This is a genomic window from Pedobacter africanus, from assembly GCF_900176535.1.
GTDB lineage: Bacteria > Bacteroidota > Bacteroidia > Sphingobacteriales > Sphingobacteriaceae > Pedobacter > Pedobacter africanus.
The window spans coordinates 2199211-2216299 of record NZ_FWXT01000001.1; the positions used below are offsets into that span (position 1 = coordinate 2199211).

The 17089-nt window shown below is 42.9% G+C and carries 15 protein-coding genes; 3 read left to right on the forward strand and 12 right to left on the reverse strand.

The annotated features are described in order from the left end of the window. Positions 1 to 82 precede the first annotated feature (82 nt). Positions 83 to 613 (forward strand): DUF4251 domain-containing protein, encoded by a 531-nt coding sequence (locus B9A91_RS09150; protein ID WP_084238041.1) that lies wholly within the window; start codon positions 83 to 85, stop codon positions 611 to 613. 1 nt (position 614) lies between these two features. Here the strand turns inward: B9A91_RS09150 and B9A91_RS09155 are convergent, their stop codons facing one another. The 10 genes from B9A91_RS09155 to B9A91_RS09200 all read right to left on the reverse strand — a co-directional run bounded on the left by B9A91_RS09155 (position 615) and on the right by B9A91_RS09200 (position 11588). Further along, on the reverse strand, positions 615 to 1700 hold the full coding sequence (locus B9A91_RS09155) for a glutaminyl-peptide cyclotransferase (protein WP_084238042.1): 1086 nt from the start codon (positions 1698 to 1700) through the stop codon (positions 615 to 617). Further along, on the reverse strand, positions 1681 to 2043 hold the full coding sequence (locus B9A91_RS09160; RefSeq protein ID WP_084238043.1) for a YraN family protein: 363 nt from the start codon (positions 2041 to 2043) through the stop codon (positions 1681 to 1683). The genes B9A91_RS09155 and B9A91_RS09160 overlap by 20 nt, the downstream gene beginning before the upstream one ends. A gap of 3 nt (positions 2044 to 2046) precedes the next feature. Further along, positions 2047 to 4032 (reverse strand): DNA primase, encoded by a 1986-nt coding sequence (gene dnaG, locus B9A91_RS09165; protein ID WP_084238044.1) that lies wholly within the window; start codon positions 4030 to 4032, stop codon positions 2047 to 2049. A gap of 13 nt (positions 4033 to 4045) precedes the next feature. Further along, positions 4046 to 4972, reverse strand: a complete 927-nt coding sequence (locus B9A91_RS09170; RefSeq protein WP_394334674.1) for a hypothetical protein — start codon at positions 4970 to 4972, stop codon at positions 4046 to 4048. A 17-nt stretch (positions 4973 to 4989) separates the two neighbouring features. Continuing rightward, the gene (locus tag B9A91_RS09175) at positions 4990 to 6174 is read right to left on the reverse strand and encodes a M20 metallopeptidase family protein (RefSeq protein WP_084239647.1); all 1185 of its coding nucleotides are present in this window, start codon (positions 6172 to 6174) and stop codon (positions 4990 to 4992) included. Beyond that, on the reverse strand, positions 6174 to 6629 hold the full coding sequence (locus B9A91_RS09180) for an SPOR domain-containing protein (RefSeq protein WP_235012508.1): 456 nt from the start codon (positions 6627 to 6629) through the stop codon (positions 6174 to 6176). Before B9A91_RS09180 ends, B9A91_RS09175 begins: the two co-directional genes overlap by 1 nt. Positions 6630 to 6693: 64 nt before the next feature. Continuing rightward, positions 6694 to 10002: a preprotein translocase subunit SecA gene (gene secA, locus B9A91_RS09185; RefSeq protein WP_084239648.1), complete on the reverse strand. Its 3309-nt coding sequence runs from the start codon at positions 10000 to 10002 to the stop codon at positions 6694 to 6696. A gap of 119 nt (positions 10003 to 10121) precedes the next feature. Next, entirely contained in the window at positions 10122 to 10421 is a 300-nt protein-coding gene (locus tag B9A91_RS09190; protein ID WP_084238047.1) for a hypothetical protein, read from the reverse strand. Positions 10422 to 10471: 50 nt separating this feature from the next. Beyond that, complete coding sequence (locus B9A91_RS09195) at positions 10472 to 11101, reverse strand: hypothetical protein (protein WP_084238048.1); 630 nt, start codon at positions 11099 to 11101, stop codon at positions 10472 to 10474. Continuing rightward, positions 11088 to 11588, reverse strand: coding sequence for an RNA polymerase sigma factor (locus B9A91_RS09200; RefSeq protein ID WP_084238049.1), 501 nt, complete (start codon positions 11586 to 11588; stop codon positions 11088 to 11090). The genes B9A91_RS09195 and B9A91_RS09200 overlap by 14 nt, the downstream gene beginning before the upstream one ends. A gap of 73 nt (positions 11589 to 11661) precedes the next feature. Between B9A91_RS09200 and B9A91_RS09205 the strand changes: the two genes are divergently transcribed. Together B9A91_RS09205 and B9A91_RS09210 are read left to right on the forward strand one after the other, a co-directional pair. Further along, positions 11662 to 12558, forward strand: a complete 897-nt coding sequence (locus B9A91_RS09205; RefSeq protein WP_084238050.1) for a LysR family transcriptional regulator — start codon at positions 11662 to 11664, stop codon at positions 12556 to 12558. A gap of 73 nt (positions 12559 to 12631) precedes the next feature. After that, positions 12632 to 13552, forward strand: a complete 921-nt coding sequence (locus tag B9A91_RS09210) for a YeiH family protein (RefSeq protein WP_084238051.1) — start codon at positions 12632 to 12634, stop codon at positions 13550 to 13552. Positions 13553 to 13644: 92 nt separating this feature from the next. On the opposite strand, the gene B9A91_RS09215 is transcribed toward B9A91_RS09210, so the two are convergent. After that, a complete protein-coding gene (locus B9A91_RS09215; RefSeq protein ID WP_200815624.1) occupies positions 13645 to 14337 on the reverse strand; it encodes a TetR/AcrR family transcriptional regulator in 693 nt (230 codons plus the stop codon). A gap of 63 nt (positions 14338 to 14400) precedes the next feature. Continuing rightward, the gene (locus tag B9A91_RS09220) at positions 14401 to 17076 is read right to left on the reverse strand and encodes a carboxypeptidase-like regulatory domain-containing protein (RefSeq protein WP_159451681.1); all 2676 of its coding nucleotides are present in this window, start codon (positions 17074 to 17076) and stop codon (positions 14401 to 14403) included. Positions 17077 to 17089 lie beyond the last annotated feature (13 nt).

Below are 17089 nucleotides of genomic sequence, written 5' to 3' on the forward strand. Positions count from 1 at the left end.
ATCTTTATGTATGTTGGTTATGGAAAAAGGCTGATGCCTGCATCATAACGTTAAATTAGTTAAACGCTAAAATAATATACAGATGAAAACAATTAAAAACATGCTGGCATTTGCCGTCCTGCTGATTATAAGCATACAGGTAAATGCCCAAACCGATAAGGAAACCACCATCAGGGTAATCAATGCGCAGAATTTTATATTCAATGCCACTTCGGCTATGCCAATGGCCAATATGGATGTAAACAACATTTTAAGCAAAATGCCTGGCGGCAATGGGGGTGGCCTGATTCAGCTTACAGGCTCGCAGTACCAACTTACAGTTACTAAAGACAGCGTAGAAGCTTATCTGCCTTATTATGGCAGGGCATATACCGCTACCATGAACCCCGACGATTCGGGCATTAAGTTCAAATCGAAAAACTTTAAATATAAAGCCGATAAAAAGAAAAAAGGTTCATGGCTCATCACCATTAATCCGAAAGATACCAAGGATACCCAATCTATGACCCTTAACGTATCTGAAAATGGTTATGCCACCTTAAATGTAAATAGCAACAACAGGCAGTCCATATCCTTTAACGGATACATCAACGAGCCTAAACAAAAGAAATAGGTTATTTTTTAATAACAGGCTTCACCTCAAACAGGTGAGGCCATTTTTTTCCGGTAACAAACAGGCGTTTTCCGGCTTTGTCCCAGGCGATCCCGTTCAACACATTGTTTGCCTTATCGTCTTCGGTTTTAAAATAGTCGCCCGGCAATAAACCAGAAAAATCAATTTGCTTTTCTACAACACCTGTTGCAGGGTCAATCACTACCACAATGTTCTTGGTGTAAATATTCGCATAGATCTTGCCATCTATGTATTCCAGTTCGTTTAGTGATTCTACAGGACCATTGTTGTCGTAGACCGCTATTGTGCTTTCATCCTTGTAGGTATCCTTATTCATAAAATATAGCTGGTTTGAACCATCCGACATGATCAGCTGTTTGCCGTCAAAACACAAGCCCCAGCCGTCTCTGCCGGTTGAATATGCAAATGTACCCTGCTGCTTAAATGATTTGGCATCAAATATCAGCCCTAAACGATCTCTCCAGGTCAGCATCACCACCTTGTCTCCTACCAATGTTGCCCCCTCACCAAAATATTTATCTTCCAGTTTAACCTGCTGCTGCACCTTTCCCGATGCCACATCCACCCACCTTAATGTTGAATGCTGCTCCCTTCCTGTACTTTCCAGAAACCGTCCGTTATGGTATTCCAGCCCCTGCGTATAGGCTGAAGTATCATGTGGCATGGTTTTCACTAACTGATAACCATACTGTTGCGGCTTAACCGTTGATGTAAGTTCTATATTGATCGTTAACGTATCTTTCTTACTGCCATTGTCAACCACAGCTGTGATCAGTTTGTAGCCCAGAGAAAGACCTTTCGTACTTAAAGATACGGCTTCCCCATTTGCTTTCTCTGCAAGGGGCTTGCCATCCAGCAAATAAGTAGCTGAACTGATGTTTGTTCCTTCCGGAATATCCAGGGCTATTTTCAGCTCATCACCTAAACCTATGGTCTGTCCCTGCTCAGGCAATTTAAAGGAAACACCGGGAGATGTTTTATCCTTGCAGGACATCATGAACAATAAACTAAACAGCAGGCAAAAAACTGCACTGCGAAAGGTATTTTTAACTTGGCCAGAATGCATCTTCTATATGATTAATTTTATAAAGGTCTTTATTTTCGAAAACAATTGCAATAATGTCAAAACGAATCTCTTTCTGGTGGTTCGTCATCTCTATATATGCTGATGATGCAAACTCCAGCTGCCGCTCCTTTTTATAGTCCACAAAATCCTCGGGGTGACCATAATCCGTAGAACTCCGTGTTTTTACTTCCACAAAAATAATCGTACCCTGCTGGTCAGCAATCACGTCCACCTCTGCCCTTCCGCATTTCCAGTTCACATGCAAAATGCGGTAGCCCAGGTTTTCCAGGTATGCTGCAGCAATTTGCTCCCCTCTTTTGCCCAGGTCGTTGTGTACAGCCATTCCCTATTTCAAAATGGTTATGCCCAGATGTTTGGAAATCTCTCTTTCTACACTCTTCATCAGTACAAATTTCTGCATCAGGATCTCCAGGTTTACGGGATCCGTCTCTGCTTTTATTTCATTAGAGATGTTTTGTAAGATCCCCGCTATTTTTGTTTTTTTCAGGTGAAACAACCCACCCAATATGGTGGCTTTTAAATTTACTGTTTCATCCCTTACATAAATATTATGCTTGTTTTCCCAGTTCTCGCTTAAAATATAGGGCGAGGTAGAAAGGTTAATGGCCAGTTCTGCAATCTGCCGGTCTGGGTTTTTAATAAACTGACTGGCCACAGGTAAGTGCCCGTTCTCTATTTCTTCCCTGTAGGTTTCAATTACCACATTGCAGAGCTTGTCCTCAAACACCACATCCGTTAGATTTTGAACTATGAAGGAACCAATATACATATTGTCTATACCATCCCAATTTACCAGTTCATGCCCAAAAGCAAGTAGCAAACGCACAATTTCCTGTTCCTGCACCAGGTCATTGTTTACCGGGGCCTGCGGACCGGGATCCTCATATGGGCCTTCGGCTTCAAACAGGTTATCAGGGGGCATATCCCCATAAGGACCTGATGCATTCTGGTGTTGATGGAAGGATTGCTGCTGTGGAGTTTGTGTTCCTCCTGAAGCTTTTTTCAGCTTCGCAACCCGCATTTTGTTGAGCTCCGAAAGCAGGATCCTCTCTTCTACCTGCAAAAGGTTACTGCATTCCCTGACAAAGACGGCAGCTTTAATGTCATCAGGGATCTTTGCAATGCTTTCGATAATGTCCCTGATGATACCGGCGCGTTTAATAGGGTCTGTGCCTGCCTCTTTCAATAAGATATTCGCCTTGTACAAAATGAAATCCCTGCGGTTCTCTTCGATATACTTTTTAAACTCACCCGAACCCACATGGTGCATGTAGGAGTCTGGGTCGTGGCCATCCGGAAAAAGCACTACCTTCACGTTCAGGCCTTCCTCCAGGATCATGTCCAGCCCTCGTAAAGAAGCCTTGATACCAGCAGCGTCGCCATCATAGAGAATGGTCACATTTTGTGTAAAGCGCCCAATCAGCCTGATCTGCTCAGTTGTCAGTGAAGTTCCTGAAGATGCCACCACGTTTTCTATCCCAGCCTGATGCACCGCCAGCACATCCGCATAGCCCTCAACCAGGTAGCAATTATCCAAGTCCCTTATTGCTTTTTTTGCATGGTACAAACCATACAGCACATTGGATTTATGGTAGATGTCACTCTCAGGGGAGTTTACATATTTCGGGACATTCTTATCTGTTTTAAGTGTTCGCCCACCGAAACCGATTACCCTTCCGGTAAAGTTGTGGATGGGAAACATCACACGGCCGCGGAAACGGTCGTACAACTTCCCTTTATCGTTTCGGATGGCCAGGCCTGTTTTTTCCAGGTATTCTTCCTTATGCCCCGCACCCGCAGCACTTTGGATCAGGGCGTCCCAGATATCCGGCGAGTAACCCAGCTGAAATTTCTTTAAGATGTCTTCCCTGAAACCACGCTCTTTAAAATAACTAAGGCCTATTGCACGGCCATCGTTGCCAGTCCAGAGCTCATTTGCAAAATAGCTGGCGGCAAATTCAGAAACAATATAAAGACTTTCCCGGGCATTCTGAGCCTCTATATTCTGGGGCGACTGAACCGTCTCCTCAACTTCTATATTGTATTTATTGGCCAGGTATTTCAGCGCCTCCGGATAGGAATACTTCTCGTGGTCCATAATAAAGTGGACGGAGTCACCACCCTTACCACAGCCAAAGCATTTATAGATACCCTTTGTTACAGAAACATTAAAGGAAGGTGTTTTTTCGTTATGAAAAGGACAATTACCAATCAAACTGGTACCACGCTTTTTAAGCGCAACGAAATCGCCCACCACTTCCTCAATGCGGACGGTATCCATTATTTTGTTTATGGTATCCTGGTTGATCATCTTACTAATTTAACTATTTTTCTTTGCCCGATTGATAATCCTTATGCACAATAAGGAAACTGGCACGCTCTTCCTTTTTAAACGGATAATCCCAGTTTCCCTGATAGGTAATCTTGGTTGGCAGCTTCTCTTCTCCAAAATAACTGGTTTCGATATTCATCTGCACATCAAAGTCGAACAGCATATTGCTGTATTTCATATCTACATAGCGGCCCAGAATCTCAAAATTGCGTTTGTCAAAAATGGTAGTAAGCTCTTTGATCATCAGGCCATCCTTTGTGCCTTTGCTCAGGTCCTTTTTAACGGTAACTTTAAACCGGTAAACCGGTATAGAATCAAGGTAGGTACCACTATGGTAAGCATAGTCATAATACTGACGCATGTTGGCCGTAAAAATCTGGGTTTTGCTGCCTATAAAAGGCAGGCCTTTGATAGGCCTTCCCGGGGCAAATATCAGGGTCTTCAGTTTATCCTTGTAACTTTCGTTGGTCTCACCATTTTTATTTCCTGTCATTGGCCCTTCTTTCACAAAATCCGTTTTATAGGCATTCATAAAAATATAGTCAAACATTTCTATGGTATACAATTGGTATTTACCGTTCTTCTTATAAACCTTGCCCGTATCCTGTTTGGCCAGGTATACCATTTTTTCCGACCCCTGGTTGGTGTGCTTAATCTTACGGTAAATGCGGCCGTCTACTTTATTTTTCTTATCGTAGGTATAAATGCGGTTCTCAGCAATAAAATTATAGCGCTTCATGTTCCTGAAGGCCTGATAAAAACTCTGATCTGTAATGATGGCATTGATGAAGGTCTCCACACCAAACTTCTGTGCCTTGATATTCACTACAGAATCCAATTGGATGGTTTTGATCGTATCCGGATTAAAGCGCTGAATTTCCTGTGCAAAACCGGGTTTTGCAAGGATCATCAACACCATATAAATCACTACTTTCTTCAATTACCCAGCTGTTTCAGCGCTACATAGGCCATTAAACCTGTCGACACCTTTAATGCGTCTTCATCAATATCAAAATTTGGTGTATGTACGGAATAGTAGGTATCTTTTTCTTTATTTCCTGTTCCTAACCTGTAAAAACAAGCATCTGTGATTTGCGAATAATAAGCAAAATCTTCCGCAGCCATCCAGATGTCCAGATCAAGTACATTTTCTTTGCCCAGGTAATCTTCAGCAAAAGCACGCGCGTTGGCAGTCAGCTTTTCCTCGTTGATCAGGTAAGGGTAACCATCCATAATGGTAAATTCGCAACTTCCGCCCATACTCTCGGCAATACCCTCCGCCATTTTTTTCATCAGGCGTTTGGCTTCCTTACGCCATTCCTCATTCAGGGTCCTGAAAGTACCCTCCAGCTTCACTTCATTAGGGATAATATTGGTGGCCCCATTGGCAATCACCTTTCCGAATGAAAGTACTGAAGGGAGACGCGGATCTGCATTTCTGCTCACAATCTGCTGCAGGGCAACAATGATGTGTGAGGTGATTAGCACGGGGTCTATATTCTGATGTGGTTGTGCCCCATGTCCACCTTTGCCGCGCACGGTAACATAAAGCTCGTCGGTAGAAGCCATATAAATTCCTGAGCGGAAACCTACCTTACCGGCATCTATCAAAGGCATTACATGCTGCCCTATGATATGCTGTGGCTTAGGGTTTTCCAGAACTCCTTCCTTGATCATGATACTCGCACCGCCAGGAAGTATTTCTTCAGCAGGCTGGAAAATCAGCTTTATAGTTCCGCCAAAGTCTGCTTTCAACTGATTTAAAATATATGCACTTCCCAATAAGGAAGAAGTGTGCACATCATGACCGCAAGCATGCATCACTCCGGGATTTTTAGAAGCATAAGGTTTATTGTTTGCCTCTGTTATCGGGAGTGCATCCATATCTGCACGCAGGGCGATGATTTTATCTGAAGGGAGTTCCCCTTTAATTAAACCTACAACGCCGGTATCGGCCATTTCTGTAAAAGGGATACCCCAGTCAGTCAGAATCCCTTTTACAAAGGCTGAAGTCTGGTATTCCTGAAAAGAAAGTTCCGGATTGGCATGTAAATGCTGGCGATAGCCAACAACCTGTTCAAATATATTACCCGAAAGGGCCTGGATCTTGTCTTTAATCATCATTGCTGTGGTTCTAAATTAGGTGCATTAATCTTTTCCCTGAAAATAAATAAGGTAGGGAACATTGGTCTGAGTTCATTTAGCAGGCGCTGTGCTTCCAGCCGCGTTCTAAAATCACCAACCCGTAAATAATAATTCGGCTGTTTATAGGTAATGTAGGTATTTAATTCCGGGTAGCTGGAGTTAAACTTGCTCTGCTCATTATAAACCTCGCGCCGGTCCGACCCATAATAGATCTGTACCCGGTAACCCATTTGCGAAACGATGGTGGTCCCCGGCCTTACCGGGATTACAGTACCTGGACCCCCTGTTGTAGCGGGTTTCAGGTTCAACTCTATACGTTTTGCAATCAAACTGTCTATCATCGGATCTTTAACTACTGCAACTACTCCCTTAGTCTGGGCCATCACCACAGCAGAAAAGCAACACAATATACCAGTTAACAATTTCTTCATGAAAGGATAAAAAAAGAATGCCGAATTTTTTACAAAACTCGGCATTCTATATGTTTATTACAAATTACAATCCTGCGCCGTGACAGTTTTTGAATTTCTTGCCGCTGCCGCAAGGACAAGGCTCGTTTCTGCCCACTGTTACTTCCTTGCGGATGGGCTGCTGCGGAGCCAGTTCACGGGTATCTTCCATCACTTCAGCACTGCTGCTTTCATGTCCGAACTCGGGTTTAGACATTTTTAACCTGCTTGGTGCTGGTCTTGGCGCCTGTGCCTCACGCACATCATTCGGATCTGTCTGTATCGGGATACCTCCTTTATACAGGAAGCTCACTACCTCTTTGTTCACTGCATTCAGCATGTTCTTGAACAGGTTAAAAGCTTCCATTTTATAAATGATCAATGGATCTTTCTGTTCGTAAACCGCATTCTGTACAGATTGCTTTAATTCGTCCATTTCACGCAGGTGCTCTTTCCAGGACTCGTCGATCAGGGCCAGTACAATAGTTTTTTCAAATGACTTAGTGATTTCACGACCGCCATTGTCTATCGCTTTCTTTAATCCTACCGGCACCTGGATACTGCGCATACCATCTGTAAACGGCACAACTATCTGCTCAATCTGTGCGCCGCGTTCTGCATACACCTGGTTCAAGACCGGCATGGCCTGCTCAATGATCGCATCTGATTTACGGGCGTAGAAAGCCGTAACCTCTTCAAACAGCTTGTCTGTTAAATGGTGGATGCCTTTGGAGTTGAACTCATTTTCATCGATTGAAGTATCGGCCGAGAAGTTTTTGATCACTTCCAGCTTAAAGCCTTCAAAATTACCTTCTTCTTTATATTCAGTTACAATGTCTTCAGCAACATCAAATACCATATTGCTCATGTCAACATCCAAACGCTCACCAAACAAGGCATTTCTACGTTTTGCATAAATTACCGAACGCTGAGAGTTCATTACGTCGTCGTATTCCAGTAAACGCTTACGAATCCCAAAGTTGTTCTCCTCTACTTTTTTCTGGGCGCGCTCTATAGATTTGGTAATCATCGAGTGTTGGATTACCTCACCATCCTCAATACCCATTTTAACCATGATGTTAGAGATCCTTTCCGATCCAAATAAACGCATCAGGTTGTCTTCCAACGACACAAAGAACTGAGATGAACCCGGGTCTCCCTGCCTTCCGGAACGACCGCGCAGCTGCCTGTCTACCCGGCGCGACTCGTGTCGCTCTGTACCTACGATGGCCAAACCTCCGGCTTCCTTAACGCCAGGACCTAATTTAATATCGGTACCACGGCCAGCCATGTTGGTCGCAATGGTTACCTGTCCTGTCTGACCAGCTTCGGCCACAATATCAGCCTCTTTCTGGTGCATTTTGGCATTCAGTACATTGTGTTTAATGCCACGAAGTTTTAGCATCCTGCTCAGTAATTCCGAGATTTCTACCGAAGTGGTACCCACCAATACAGGTCTTCCCTCCTGGGTCAATTTCACAATTTCTTCAGCAACGGCATTGTATTTTTCGCGTACTGTACGATACACATAATCCTGCTGGTCCTTTCTGGAGATCACCCGGTTTGTAGGGATCTCTACTACATCCAGTTTATAGATAGACCAGAACTCACCCGCTTCGGTAGTTGCTGTACCTGTCATACCACAAAGCTTGTGGTACATTCTGAAAAAGTTCTGCAGGGTAACTGTAGCATAGGTTTGCGAAGCGTCTTCGACCTTCACATTCTCTTTAGCCTCAATTGCCTGGTGTAGACCATCCGAATAACGACGGCCATCCATAATACGGCCAGTCTGCTCATCTACAATCTTAATCTTACCCTCATCAATGATGTATTCCACATCAATTTCAAATAAGGTATAAGCTTTCAACAACTGGTTTACCGAGTGGATGCGTTCTGCCTTAATCGAATAATCACGCATCAGGGCATCCTTTTGTGCAATCTTCTCTTCACTTGTTAGTGATGATTTTTCGATCTCTGCGATCTCGGTACCCACATCAGGAAGTACAAAGAAGTTATGGTCCTCACCAGATTTGGTGATCAGCTCGATACCTTTTTCGGTAAGTTCAACCTGGTTGTTCTTCTCATCAATATGGAAAAACAACTCAGCGTCTACCTTAGGCATATTTTTCGACTGATCGGCCATGTAATGGTTCTCGGTTTTCAATAAGGTCTGCTTTACGCTGCCCTCACTTAAAAACTTGATTAAAGCTTTATTTTTAGGTAAGCCACGGTGGGCACGTAAAAGCGCCAAGCCACCTTCGCCTTCTTCGGTTCCGGTTTTACCTTCATTTATTAACTTCTTGGCATCATTTAATGCCTTGGTTACATACTCTTTCTGGGCATTTACCAGGCGCTCAATTCTTGGCTTCAGCTCATGAAATTCATGCTGATCACCAAAAGGAACCGGGCCGGAAATGATTAAAGGGGTACGCGCATCATCAATTAAAACAGAATCGACCTCATCTACCATGGCAAAATGCAACTTGCGCTGAACCAGCTGATCTGGGGTCTGCGACATATTGTCACGCAGATAATCAAAACCAAATTCATTATTTGTACCATAGGTAATATCGGCCAGGTAAGCATTCCTGCGTTCCTGCGAGTTCGGCTCATGCTTATCAATACAATCCACAGAAATACCATGGAATTCAAACAGCGGACCGTTCCACTCCGAATCACGACGGGCAAGGTAATCGTTCACGGTTACAATGTGTACACCTTGTCCGGCCAGTGCGTTCAGGTAGGCCGGCAATGTACTTACCAATGTTTTACCTTCACCAGTGGCCATTTCAGCAATTTTACCACTGTGCAGTACCATACCGCCTATCAGCTGCACATCGTAGTGTACCATGTTCCATACTACATCTACTCCTGCCGCTTCCCAACGGTTAGCCCAAAGTGCTTTATCGCCTTGTATAGTTACATTCTTCTTTTTTGCAGCATAGTCCCTGTCAAATTGGGTTGCAGTAACCTCAAGCGTTTCGTTCTCAGAAAAACGTCTCGATGTTTCCTTAACAACTGCAAATGCTTCCGGAAGGATTTGTTGTAAAACAACTTCCAATTCCTTATCGCGGTCTTTAATCAATGCATCAACCTGATCGTACAATGCTGTTTTCTCTGCCAGTGATAAATCCTGGCTTTCAGCATCTGTTTTCAAACTGCTTATCTTGCCATCAATTTCGGCCAGGGCCTTAGCTATGATGTCTTTAAAGTATGGGGTTTTTGCACGCAATTCGTCGTTGCTTAAAGTTGACAATCTTGCATATTCTTCATTTATTTTGGTAACTATAGGTTGTAAGGCCTTAATGTCTCTTTCCGATTTGCTTCCAAAAATCTTGGCTAAAAATCCTAACATATAATATTTTGTATTTATATTTTTTTTAAAAAATGGTGAAATTACAACAACCAGGCCACGCGGCCAATTGAGCCACAATGTCAGTTGAAGGGTGTTAAAAAACTAGAATGGACTGAGAATTAAGGGCTGTTGTTCTTGGTTTGTTCTTTTATGGCCAGATCAACAATAACGTAACTATTGATGCTATGCTGCTCAATGCGTTTCTCTGGCAATACACCAATAGCACTAAGGGCGCTGTAAGACAAAAAGAAAGGGTGGTGCTGATCATCAGGTTGACTTAGTCTTATTGCTGCCGATTTCTTTTCCAGCTGCTGACTATTACAATATTTGGTTACAATGCGCAGTCCTTCTACCCGTTCCGCCTTTGCAAGGTGGGTCAGGCTAAAAAAAACCAGCGATAAGGTAACTATATGTCTCATGTTCGCGCCAAAGCTACAAATTCTATTCCAGTCCACCTAAATTTACTCATTTATTGCACACTCAGCTCTTTCAATTCTTCAAGATCTGCATAGAGGCCTTTTTCTTCTTTCCCTAAATCGGGCCAGCCGTTTGTTTTTTTCCCTGCATAATAATAAGAAAAACCTATCAGTGCTGAAAAGATAAGGATGGAAAAAACGGCCTCCAAAATCCCCGATTCAGGTATTTTAGCTATGATACGTGATAAGGAAAGTAATATAGAAGAATAGAACATCATACTGATAATATACCTGAAACTTTTCTTGTATTTTGCATAAACAGCAATGATCTGTACCAATGCTTCCTGGAGATTTTGCCTGTCCAGGCCTATTTCTTTAAGTGCCATACGCGCCCTGAACAAAAAAATCACCATTAGTACACAACATAGTACTAAGGCTGCAAGCGGCATGTATTGCGTTGGGGAAGTATAATCGAAGGGGTTTCCGAAAAAAAGACCGCTAAGACAAACTGTATAAAAAAGGAAAAGGCACAACATTTCCGTATAACGCCTTCTGATCCGCGCAACCCTGGAGACAGATCTTTCTCTGATCATACTCGCAATTACTTTCTGGTTAATCTCTTCGGTAGCCGCCAATCTGCTGTCGTATTCCTGCCAGGCGGTTTTCAACTCATCTAAGTTCATAACGATCTGTTTTAATTATTTTCTCCAATTTGACTTTAATCCTGTTGATCCTGACCCCAACATTGGTTTTACTGATCCCGATGATTTCACTGATTTCTTCATAACTCTTCTCCTCCAGATACAACAGGATGATGGCTTTTTCTACTTCTGTCAATGCCTCAATGGCTTGTTTTAGCATAAACATCTGTTCATCTTCCTCCGGATATGCGCCCAAGTCAGGGATCTGAAACTCATCTGCCGAAATTTCCCTGCGCTCTGGCCGTTTACTTTCTTTTCTAAAATTGGTGATGGCTGTATTTAAAGCGATACGGTACATCCAGGTGCTTTGTTTTGACTCTTCCCTGAAGGATGGGAAAGCCCGCCATAGTTGAAGCACAACCTCCTGGAACAGGTCGTTCTTATCTTCCCTGCTCAAGCCATACAGGTTGCAAACCTTGTATATAATTCCGCGGTGTTTGTTTATCATTTCGATAAATACCTGCTCCATCCTATTTCAATTTGAACAATAAGTCGTAAAACCAGTACTAAAATTACATCTTTGATAAAATTAATCCGGAATCATGGCCGATTTTCGCTTAACCGTTTTTTATACTGTTGCCAGGAGGCTTAGTTTTTCAAAGGCTGCAGAAGAATTATACATCAGTCAGCCTGCGGTAACCAAACACATCCGCGAGCTGGAGCATCAGTACAACAACAAACTCTTCGACCGGAAGGGCAACAAAATAGGGTTAACCTCTGCGGGTCAGGTGCTCTTGAATCATACCGAATCGCTCTTTGCCATTTACAGGTCTATAGATTTTGATATGAACGCTTTGCTGCAAAAACACGCTGGTATATTGCACCTGGGAGCAAGCACCACAATTTCCCAGTACCTTATCGCGCCCATCCTTGCTGGTTTCAAAAAGAAGTTCAGCGATATTGAGCTTAAACTGATCACTGGTAATACCGAACAGGTTGAAAAGGCTTTGCTGAAAAAAGAAATAGAGCTGGGTATTGTAGAAGGCCGATCCAAAAACCTGGAAATTAGCTATTCTGACTTTATGCAGGACGAGATTGTGCTGGTCTGCAATAAACAACATCCACTGGCCAAAACTTCAGAAATAACACCGGAACAACTAAAAGAACACCGTTTCATTGTGCGTGAGCAGGGCTCAGGAACCCGTCAGGTAATAGACCACGCATTAAAAACATCTGGTTTGACCCTGGCCGATCTAAGGATCGAGATTCAACTGGGTAATACTGAAAGCATCAAATCGTACCTGATGCATTCGTCTACACTTGCTTTTTTATCTGTCCACTCGATTAGCAGAGAGCTCTTAAATGGCGACCTACGGGTTATCGACATCCAGGAACTATCTATAACCAGAAGTTTACATTTCATCCACCTTCAAGGTCATACAGACGTACTTTCCGAAAAACTAATGCGTTTCGCCCGCCTTCACTATAACATGAAGTAATAAGTCATAAATATTTGGAATATAAATTCCAGTAGTGGCCGGCATAGTTTTGCAATAGAAATACAGCAATACTATGAATATCCGCAAACTTATTTTTCTAGCCGTAGCAGCACTTACCTTAAGTCCTTTCATTACGGCCCCTTTGGCCCTGTTGCTCGGATTAGTCCTGGCTCAAACCATGGAACACCCCTATCCGCAATCCAGCCAAAAGGCTACGCATCTCCTGCTCAAAATTTCGGTTATCGGATTGGGTTTCGGCATGAACATTTACAGCGCAATAACTGCAGGAAAAGAAGGCTTGCTTTTTACGTTAGCCTCCATCCTGATTGTACTGGCAACCGGCTATTTCGTAGGAAGGAAACTGAAAATAGACTTTAAAACCACATCACTGATCTCTGCCGGTACAGCCATCTGTGGCGGCAGTGCTATAGCAGCCCTTTCACCGGTAATGAAGGCCAATCAGCAACAGATCTCGGTGGCACTTGGCACCGTGTTCATACTCAATTCTGCAGCCCTGTTCCTATTTCCTGCTGTAGGCCACTGGCTGAATTTATCGCAAAACCAATTTGGCCTCTGGTGTGCCATTTCCATACACGACACCAGTTCGGTGGTTGGTGCCGCAAGTAAATACGGCGAGCAGGCCCTGCATGTTGCCACTACAGTAAAACTTAGTCGTGCACTATGGATCATTCCAGTGTCCTTTGGTGCCACCTACTTATTTAAAACCAATAAAACCAAAGTGCAGGCGCCATATTTCATCGCCTTGTTTGTGCTGGCGGTATTGGCAAATACCTATTTCCCTTTTCTAACCGGCTACAGCCATTACCTCGTTAGCCTGGCCAAATCCGGATTAAGCTTAACTTTGTTTCTTATAGGCTCAGGTTTGTCTTTTAAAACCTTAAAAGGTGTAGGCAGCAAGCCCCTGGTTTTGGGCACAACATTATGGGCACTCATTTCGGTATTTAGTCTTTATGCAATAATGGTAGTTTTATAATAACAAATCGTTACAAACTGTTAAGCCATAAAGAGCCAGCACCCTGTTCTACAGGCCATCCATAACATAAGAATCCAAACTCCTGAAAGAACTTATTTATCAACCCCAGCCATCTTGTAGATCGTTTCAACATGATGCTGAATGGCTTTAGAAATACGTTCTTTTCCTTTGGCTTCATTGATGTCGATACCACAAAAATTACTGCCATTGGATTTTGCGTGCAAGGACAGATAATAGATCCCTGCAATATGCAATGCCAAAAAGGCCCGGATATCAACCCCGGACTGCTCAAAATCCTTGTCCAAAATCCCGAGCACGGCTTCGCCTGTCGCCTCACGCTGATCTGCCGCACTCCGTAACATTTTATTCTTTCCCCCCAAGCCCCAATGCATAATTTTTTGCTGGGCTTTGTCATTCAGCAAAGTATCAAACTGGGCCTGCAATAGTGCATTTACCATTGTTTTACCAAGGCTATCCGGATTTGCCACTAAGTTACTAAGCATTTTCTTTGCCCCTGATTTCCAAAAATCCTTATCCATAATATAGGTTTCTATCAGGTTGTCGAGCGTACCGAAGTAGGTATAGATCAGTTTCCTGTTTAATCCTGCCTCATTGGCAATGTTAACTGCTGTAAGCCCCGGGTAGCTATGCTTCTGCAATACTTTCCCTACAGCGCTTACCAGTTTTTTCATGGAGCGGGCCTTCTCCCGAAGAGGCCCTGAAGATACTTTTCTGGATTTTGGTTCCTTGTTTTCGGTTTCCGCTTTCTTGCTTTTTGACATCATATTCCGTTTTTGAGGCCCTTGCAAGTTGTAACTTTTTGCCGATAAATTCAACTTATACGGCCATCAAAAAGTAAAAGCGTATTTTAGCAGAAACATCCTTGCCCTGAGCGGCATCTGGAATACCGACAGCTGATTGGAATTGGAAAAAACCTGTTTGTATACCCCTTGGTTGATCAGGTTAATGCCATTCAGCTCAAAATAGCTCCTCCATTTAGCAGGAGTATATATTACATTAAAATCTATGAAATGATTGGCTACCGGATTCTGTAAAGATTGTTTATACCAGCTGAATTTATAACTTACACCGTACAGCAACTGCTCATTTAAATTGTGCTGCCATTCTGCTTTTATTTTCTCAAAGTCTGTGCTGTTTTTAGTTACAGCACCACCTGATATTTTTTGTTCGTTTATAAATTTTCCAGCGTCTGCAGTAACTGAAACCGTTGCTTTACTAAATACTTTTCTTCTGACGCTACCGGAAAGATTGATGATATAGGAATGGTATGGTGAGATCTGGCCATTGTAAAAACTATTTCCTTTTTGCAGGCTCAGGTTGCCCGAAGCTGAGACATTGACAGAAAGAAAGAACAAATATTTTGAAAGGTTTGCATTCAGGGCATACCTGTCGGCCCTATTCTTAAAATCAATGGCCACCGACCTTGTAAGGCCGCTATCAAGGGTATACGCATTGATAAAGTTTTGTTTTGTCCGGTCATAGTTGAAACCCAGGTTGTAAAACAACATTTTTAACGGTTTTCTGTAAGCATACCTTAAGCCCATTGAACTGATGTCTGTTTTTGGCAGAGGGGCATCATTAAGATTAAACTGCCTGTAGTTCACCAGCATGGTTCCCGGATAAATATCATTGACCTGGCCAAATTCCGTCTGCCTGGAAAACCTGAAATTCGACTCTGCATATTTGCCTATCTTTTTGCGAAACTCTACTATGGGTTTAGGCAGGAACCAGGCATTTTTGCCAGACGCAGGTGGTTTTTGTCCGGTGTAATGAATAAAACTGTAAGTCGGACTTGCCTCTATGCTCAAAGAAGACCCTTTTTCGAAGAGGTAAATGGCCGAAACCTTACCAAAAAAGCTGAGATTGTTAAATGCAATGTCATTATTAAACTGGGTTCCTACAGGCCTTGTCACCTGGCTGCTGTCTGTTTTATACAGCCCTGAATTTAGTGTATTCCATTCGTAGGAAATCCCAAGGGCCCCAGAAAGGATAAACTGGTCAAATTTTGTTTTGTAAGTAACCGACTGGTTAATAAAAACATTCCGGGTACGTACCTGCTGGTCTAGCTTAAGGTACCCTATACTGTCATTAACAACGTTTTCCTGTATTCCTGGCAGAATGGTCAAAGCTTCATTTAGTTTGTAATACTGCAGCAAGGAATTATATTGAAGAATATTGTTTACGCCCAGGGCCTTAACCAGGTTAGTCTCGTTACTTAAGGACGAATAAGAGGAAGGCTGGTTTTGCTTAAAACTCTGCCCGTTCTGGGCTGTATTTCCGATTCGATCCCATTTTGGAAGATCGGCCCTGGTAACCGACCTTAAATATATTGAATTGCTGTTTTTCTCGATCTGGGCCTGGACTTGCCATTGGTTCAGCTTAAATGTACTGTTCTGTGCTTCATCGTAACTTATGGTATCTGCACCGGGCAGAAAATAATTCAGCAGGTTGTTAAATCTGTTTTTACGTTTGAGCTGAAGTGTAGAGATATTTAAGCGCAAAGACCAATCTGTTTTAAATTTGAACAAAGTGTTGATGTTTGCTGCATTGTCATTATTCATTAAATAATATTGCTCTGCAACAGCAGGCAGGGTTTCATTCTGCATCGAAATGTAAGGCTTTGGGCTCCTTAAATTGATTTCATTACCATTTACTGATAGCCCGATATCAGCATTTTCAGTTTCCAGGTTCTCCCCGATATTGTTTGTTTTGAGGTTATTGATGCCCTTCAGCTTTTGCTGAAAAATAAGGTTGTTCAGTTCGGCGCTGTAAGCTTTATTGCCTAAGCCAATATAACCAGTATTGATCGTCATGGTGCGGGCGCTGTCGGTCAGCTTAAGGTTTAAGGAAACATTATTCGCAACCACATAGCCGTTTAAGGCTTTTATAGGCTGGTCTCGTTCTATTACCTGTACCTGCTCTACAGCGCCAACAGGCACATTATTGGTGGCAAGCCTGTACTTACCGCTTAATAGGTTGTCCCCGTCAATATATACGTTGTCAATGCGCTTTCCATTGTAGCTGATGGCACCTTTTTCATCAACCTGTATACCGGGCAACCGGCCAATTAAATCGGCAATCACACGATCATTTTTATCCGTAAATGCTTTTACACTATATTTTAAGGTATCGCTTGACAGCAATATCTTGCTGTTCGATTTTATGACTACCTCCTGTAATTGCCGGGCAACCTTCTTTAAAGTGATCACATACTTTTCATCTGGGCCGCCTGCAAGCGGAACAATAGATTGCTGATAGCCCAAGGCCGTTATTTTAATGGATAGCTCTGTGCTGCTATTTTGATACCTGCAATTAAAAATACCTTTCTGGTCTGTTTTTTCAAATACAATGCCAGCACCATCTTTGTCCACAATGGTTACAGATGCACCTGCAACCGGATCTCCAATGCTGTCTTTTACCAGGCCACTGATGCTGGTCTGCGCAGATAACAGGGAGGTAGAAAACAGCAGATAAAAAATTAAAAACAGGCGTTTTACGTCCAAAACGGTAATCGGC

What these genes read in the sequence shown, in the direction of transcription:
- B9A91_RS09150 (WP_084238041.1), top strand. Translation starts at nt 83, where the DNA reads ATGAAAACAATTAAAAACATGCTGGCATTTGCCGTCCTGCTGATTATA.
- B9A91_RS09155 (WP_084238042.1), bottom strand. Translation starts at nt 1,700, where the DNA reads ATGCATTCTGGCCAAGTTAAAAATACCTTTCGCAGTGCAGTTTTTTGC.
- B9A91_RS09160 (WP_084238043.1), bottom strand. Translation starts at nt 2,043, where the DNA reads ATGGCTGTACACAACGACCTGGGCAAAAGAGGGGAGCAAATTGCTGCA.
- dnaG (WP_084238044.1), bottom strand. Translation starts at nt 4,032, where the DNA reads ATGATCAACCAGGATACCATAAACAAAATAATGGATACCGTCCGCATT.
- B9A91_RS09170 (WP_394334674.1), bottom strand. Translation starts at nt 4,972, where the DNA reads ATGGTGTTGATGATCCTTGCAAAACCCGGTTTTGCACAGGAAATTCAG.
- B9A91_RS09175 (WP_084239647.1), bottom strand. Translation starts at nt 6,174, where the DNA reads ATGATTAAAGACAAGATCCAGGCCCTTTCGGGTAATATATTTGAACAG.
- B9A91_RS09180 (WP_235012508.1), bottom strand. Translation starts at nt 6,629, where the DNA reads ATGAAGAAATTGTTAACTGGTATATTGTGTTGCTTTTCTGCTGTGGTG.
- secA (WP_084239648.1), bottom strand. Translation starts at nt 10,002, where the DNA reads ATGTTAGGATTTTTAGCCAAGATTTTTGGAAGCAAATCGGAAAGAGAC.
- B9A91_RS09190 (WP_084238047.1), bottom strand. Translation starts at nt 10,421, where the DNA reads ATGAGACATATAGTTACCTTATCGCTGGTTTTTTTTAGCCTGACCCAC.
- B9A91_RS09195 (WP_084238048.1), bottom strand. Translation starts at nt 11,101, where the DNA reads ATGAACTTAGATGAGTTGAAAACCGCCTGGCAGGAATACGACAGCAGA.
- B9A91_RS09200 (WP_084238049.1), bottom strand. Translation starts at nt 11,588, where the DNA reads ATGGAGCAGGTATTTATCGAAATGATAAACAAACACCGCGGAATTATA.
- B9A91_RS09205 (WP_084238050.1), top strand. Translation starts at nt 11,662, where the DNA reads ATGGCCGATTTTCGCTTAACCGTTTTTTATACTGTTGCCAGGAGGCTT.
- B9A91_RS09210 (WP_084238051.1), top strand. Translation starts at nt 12,632, where the DNA reads ATGAATATCCGCAAACTTATTTTTCTAGCCGTAGCAGCACTTACCTTA.
- B9A91_RS09215 (WP_200815624.1), bottom strand. Translation starts at nt 14,337, where the DNA reads ATGATGTCAAAAAGCAAGAAAGCGGAAACCGAAAACAAGGAACCAAAA.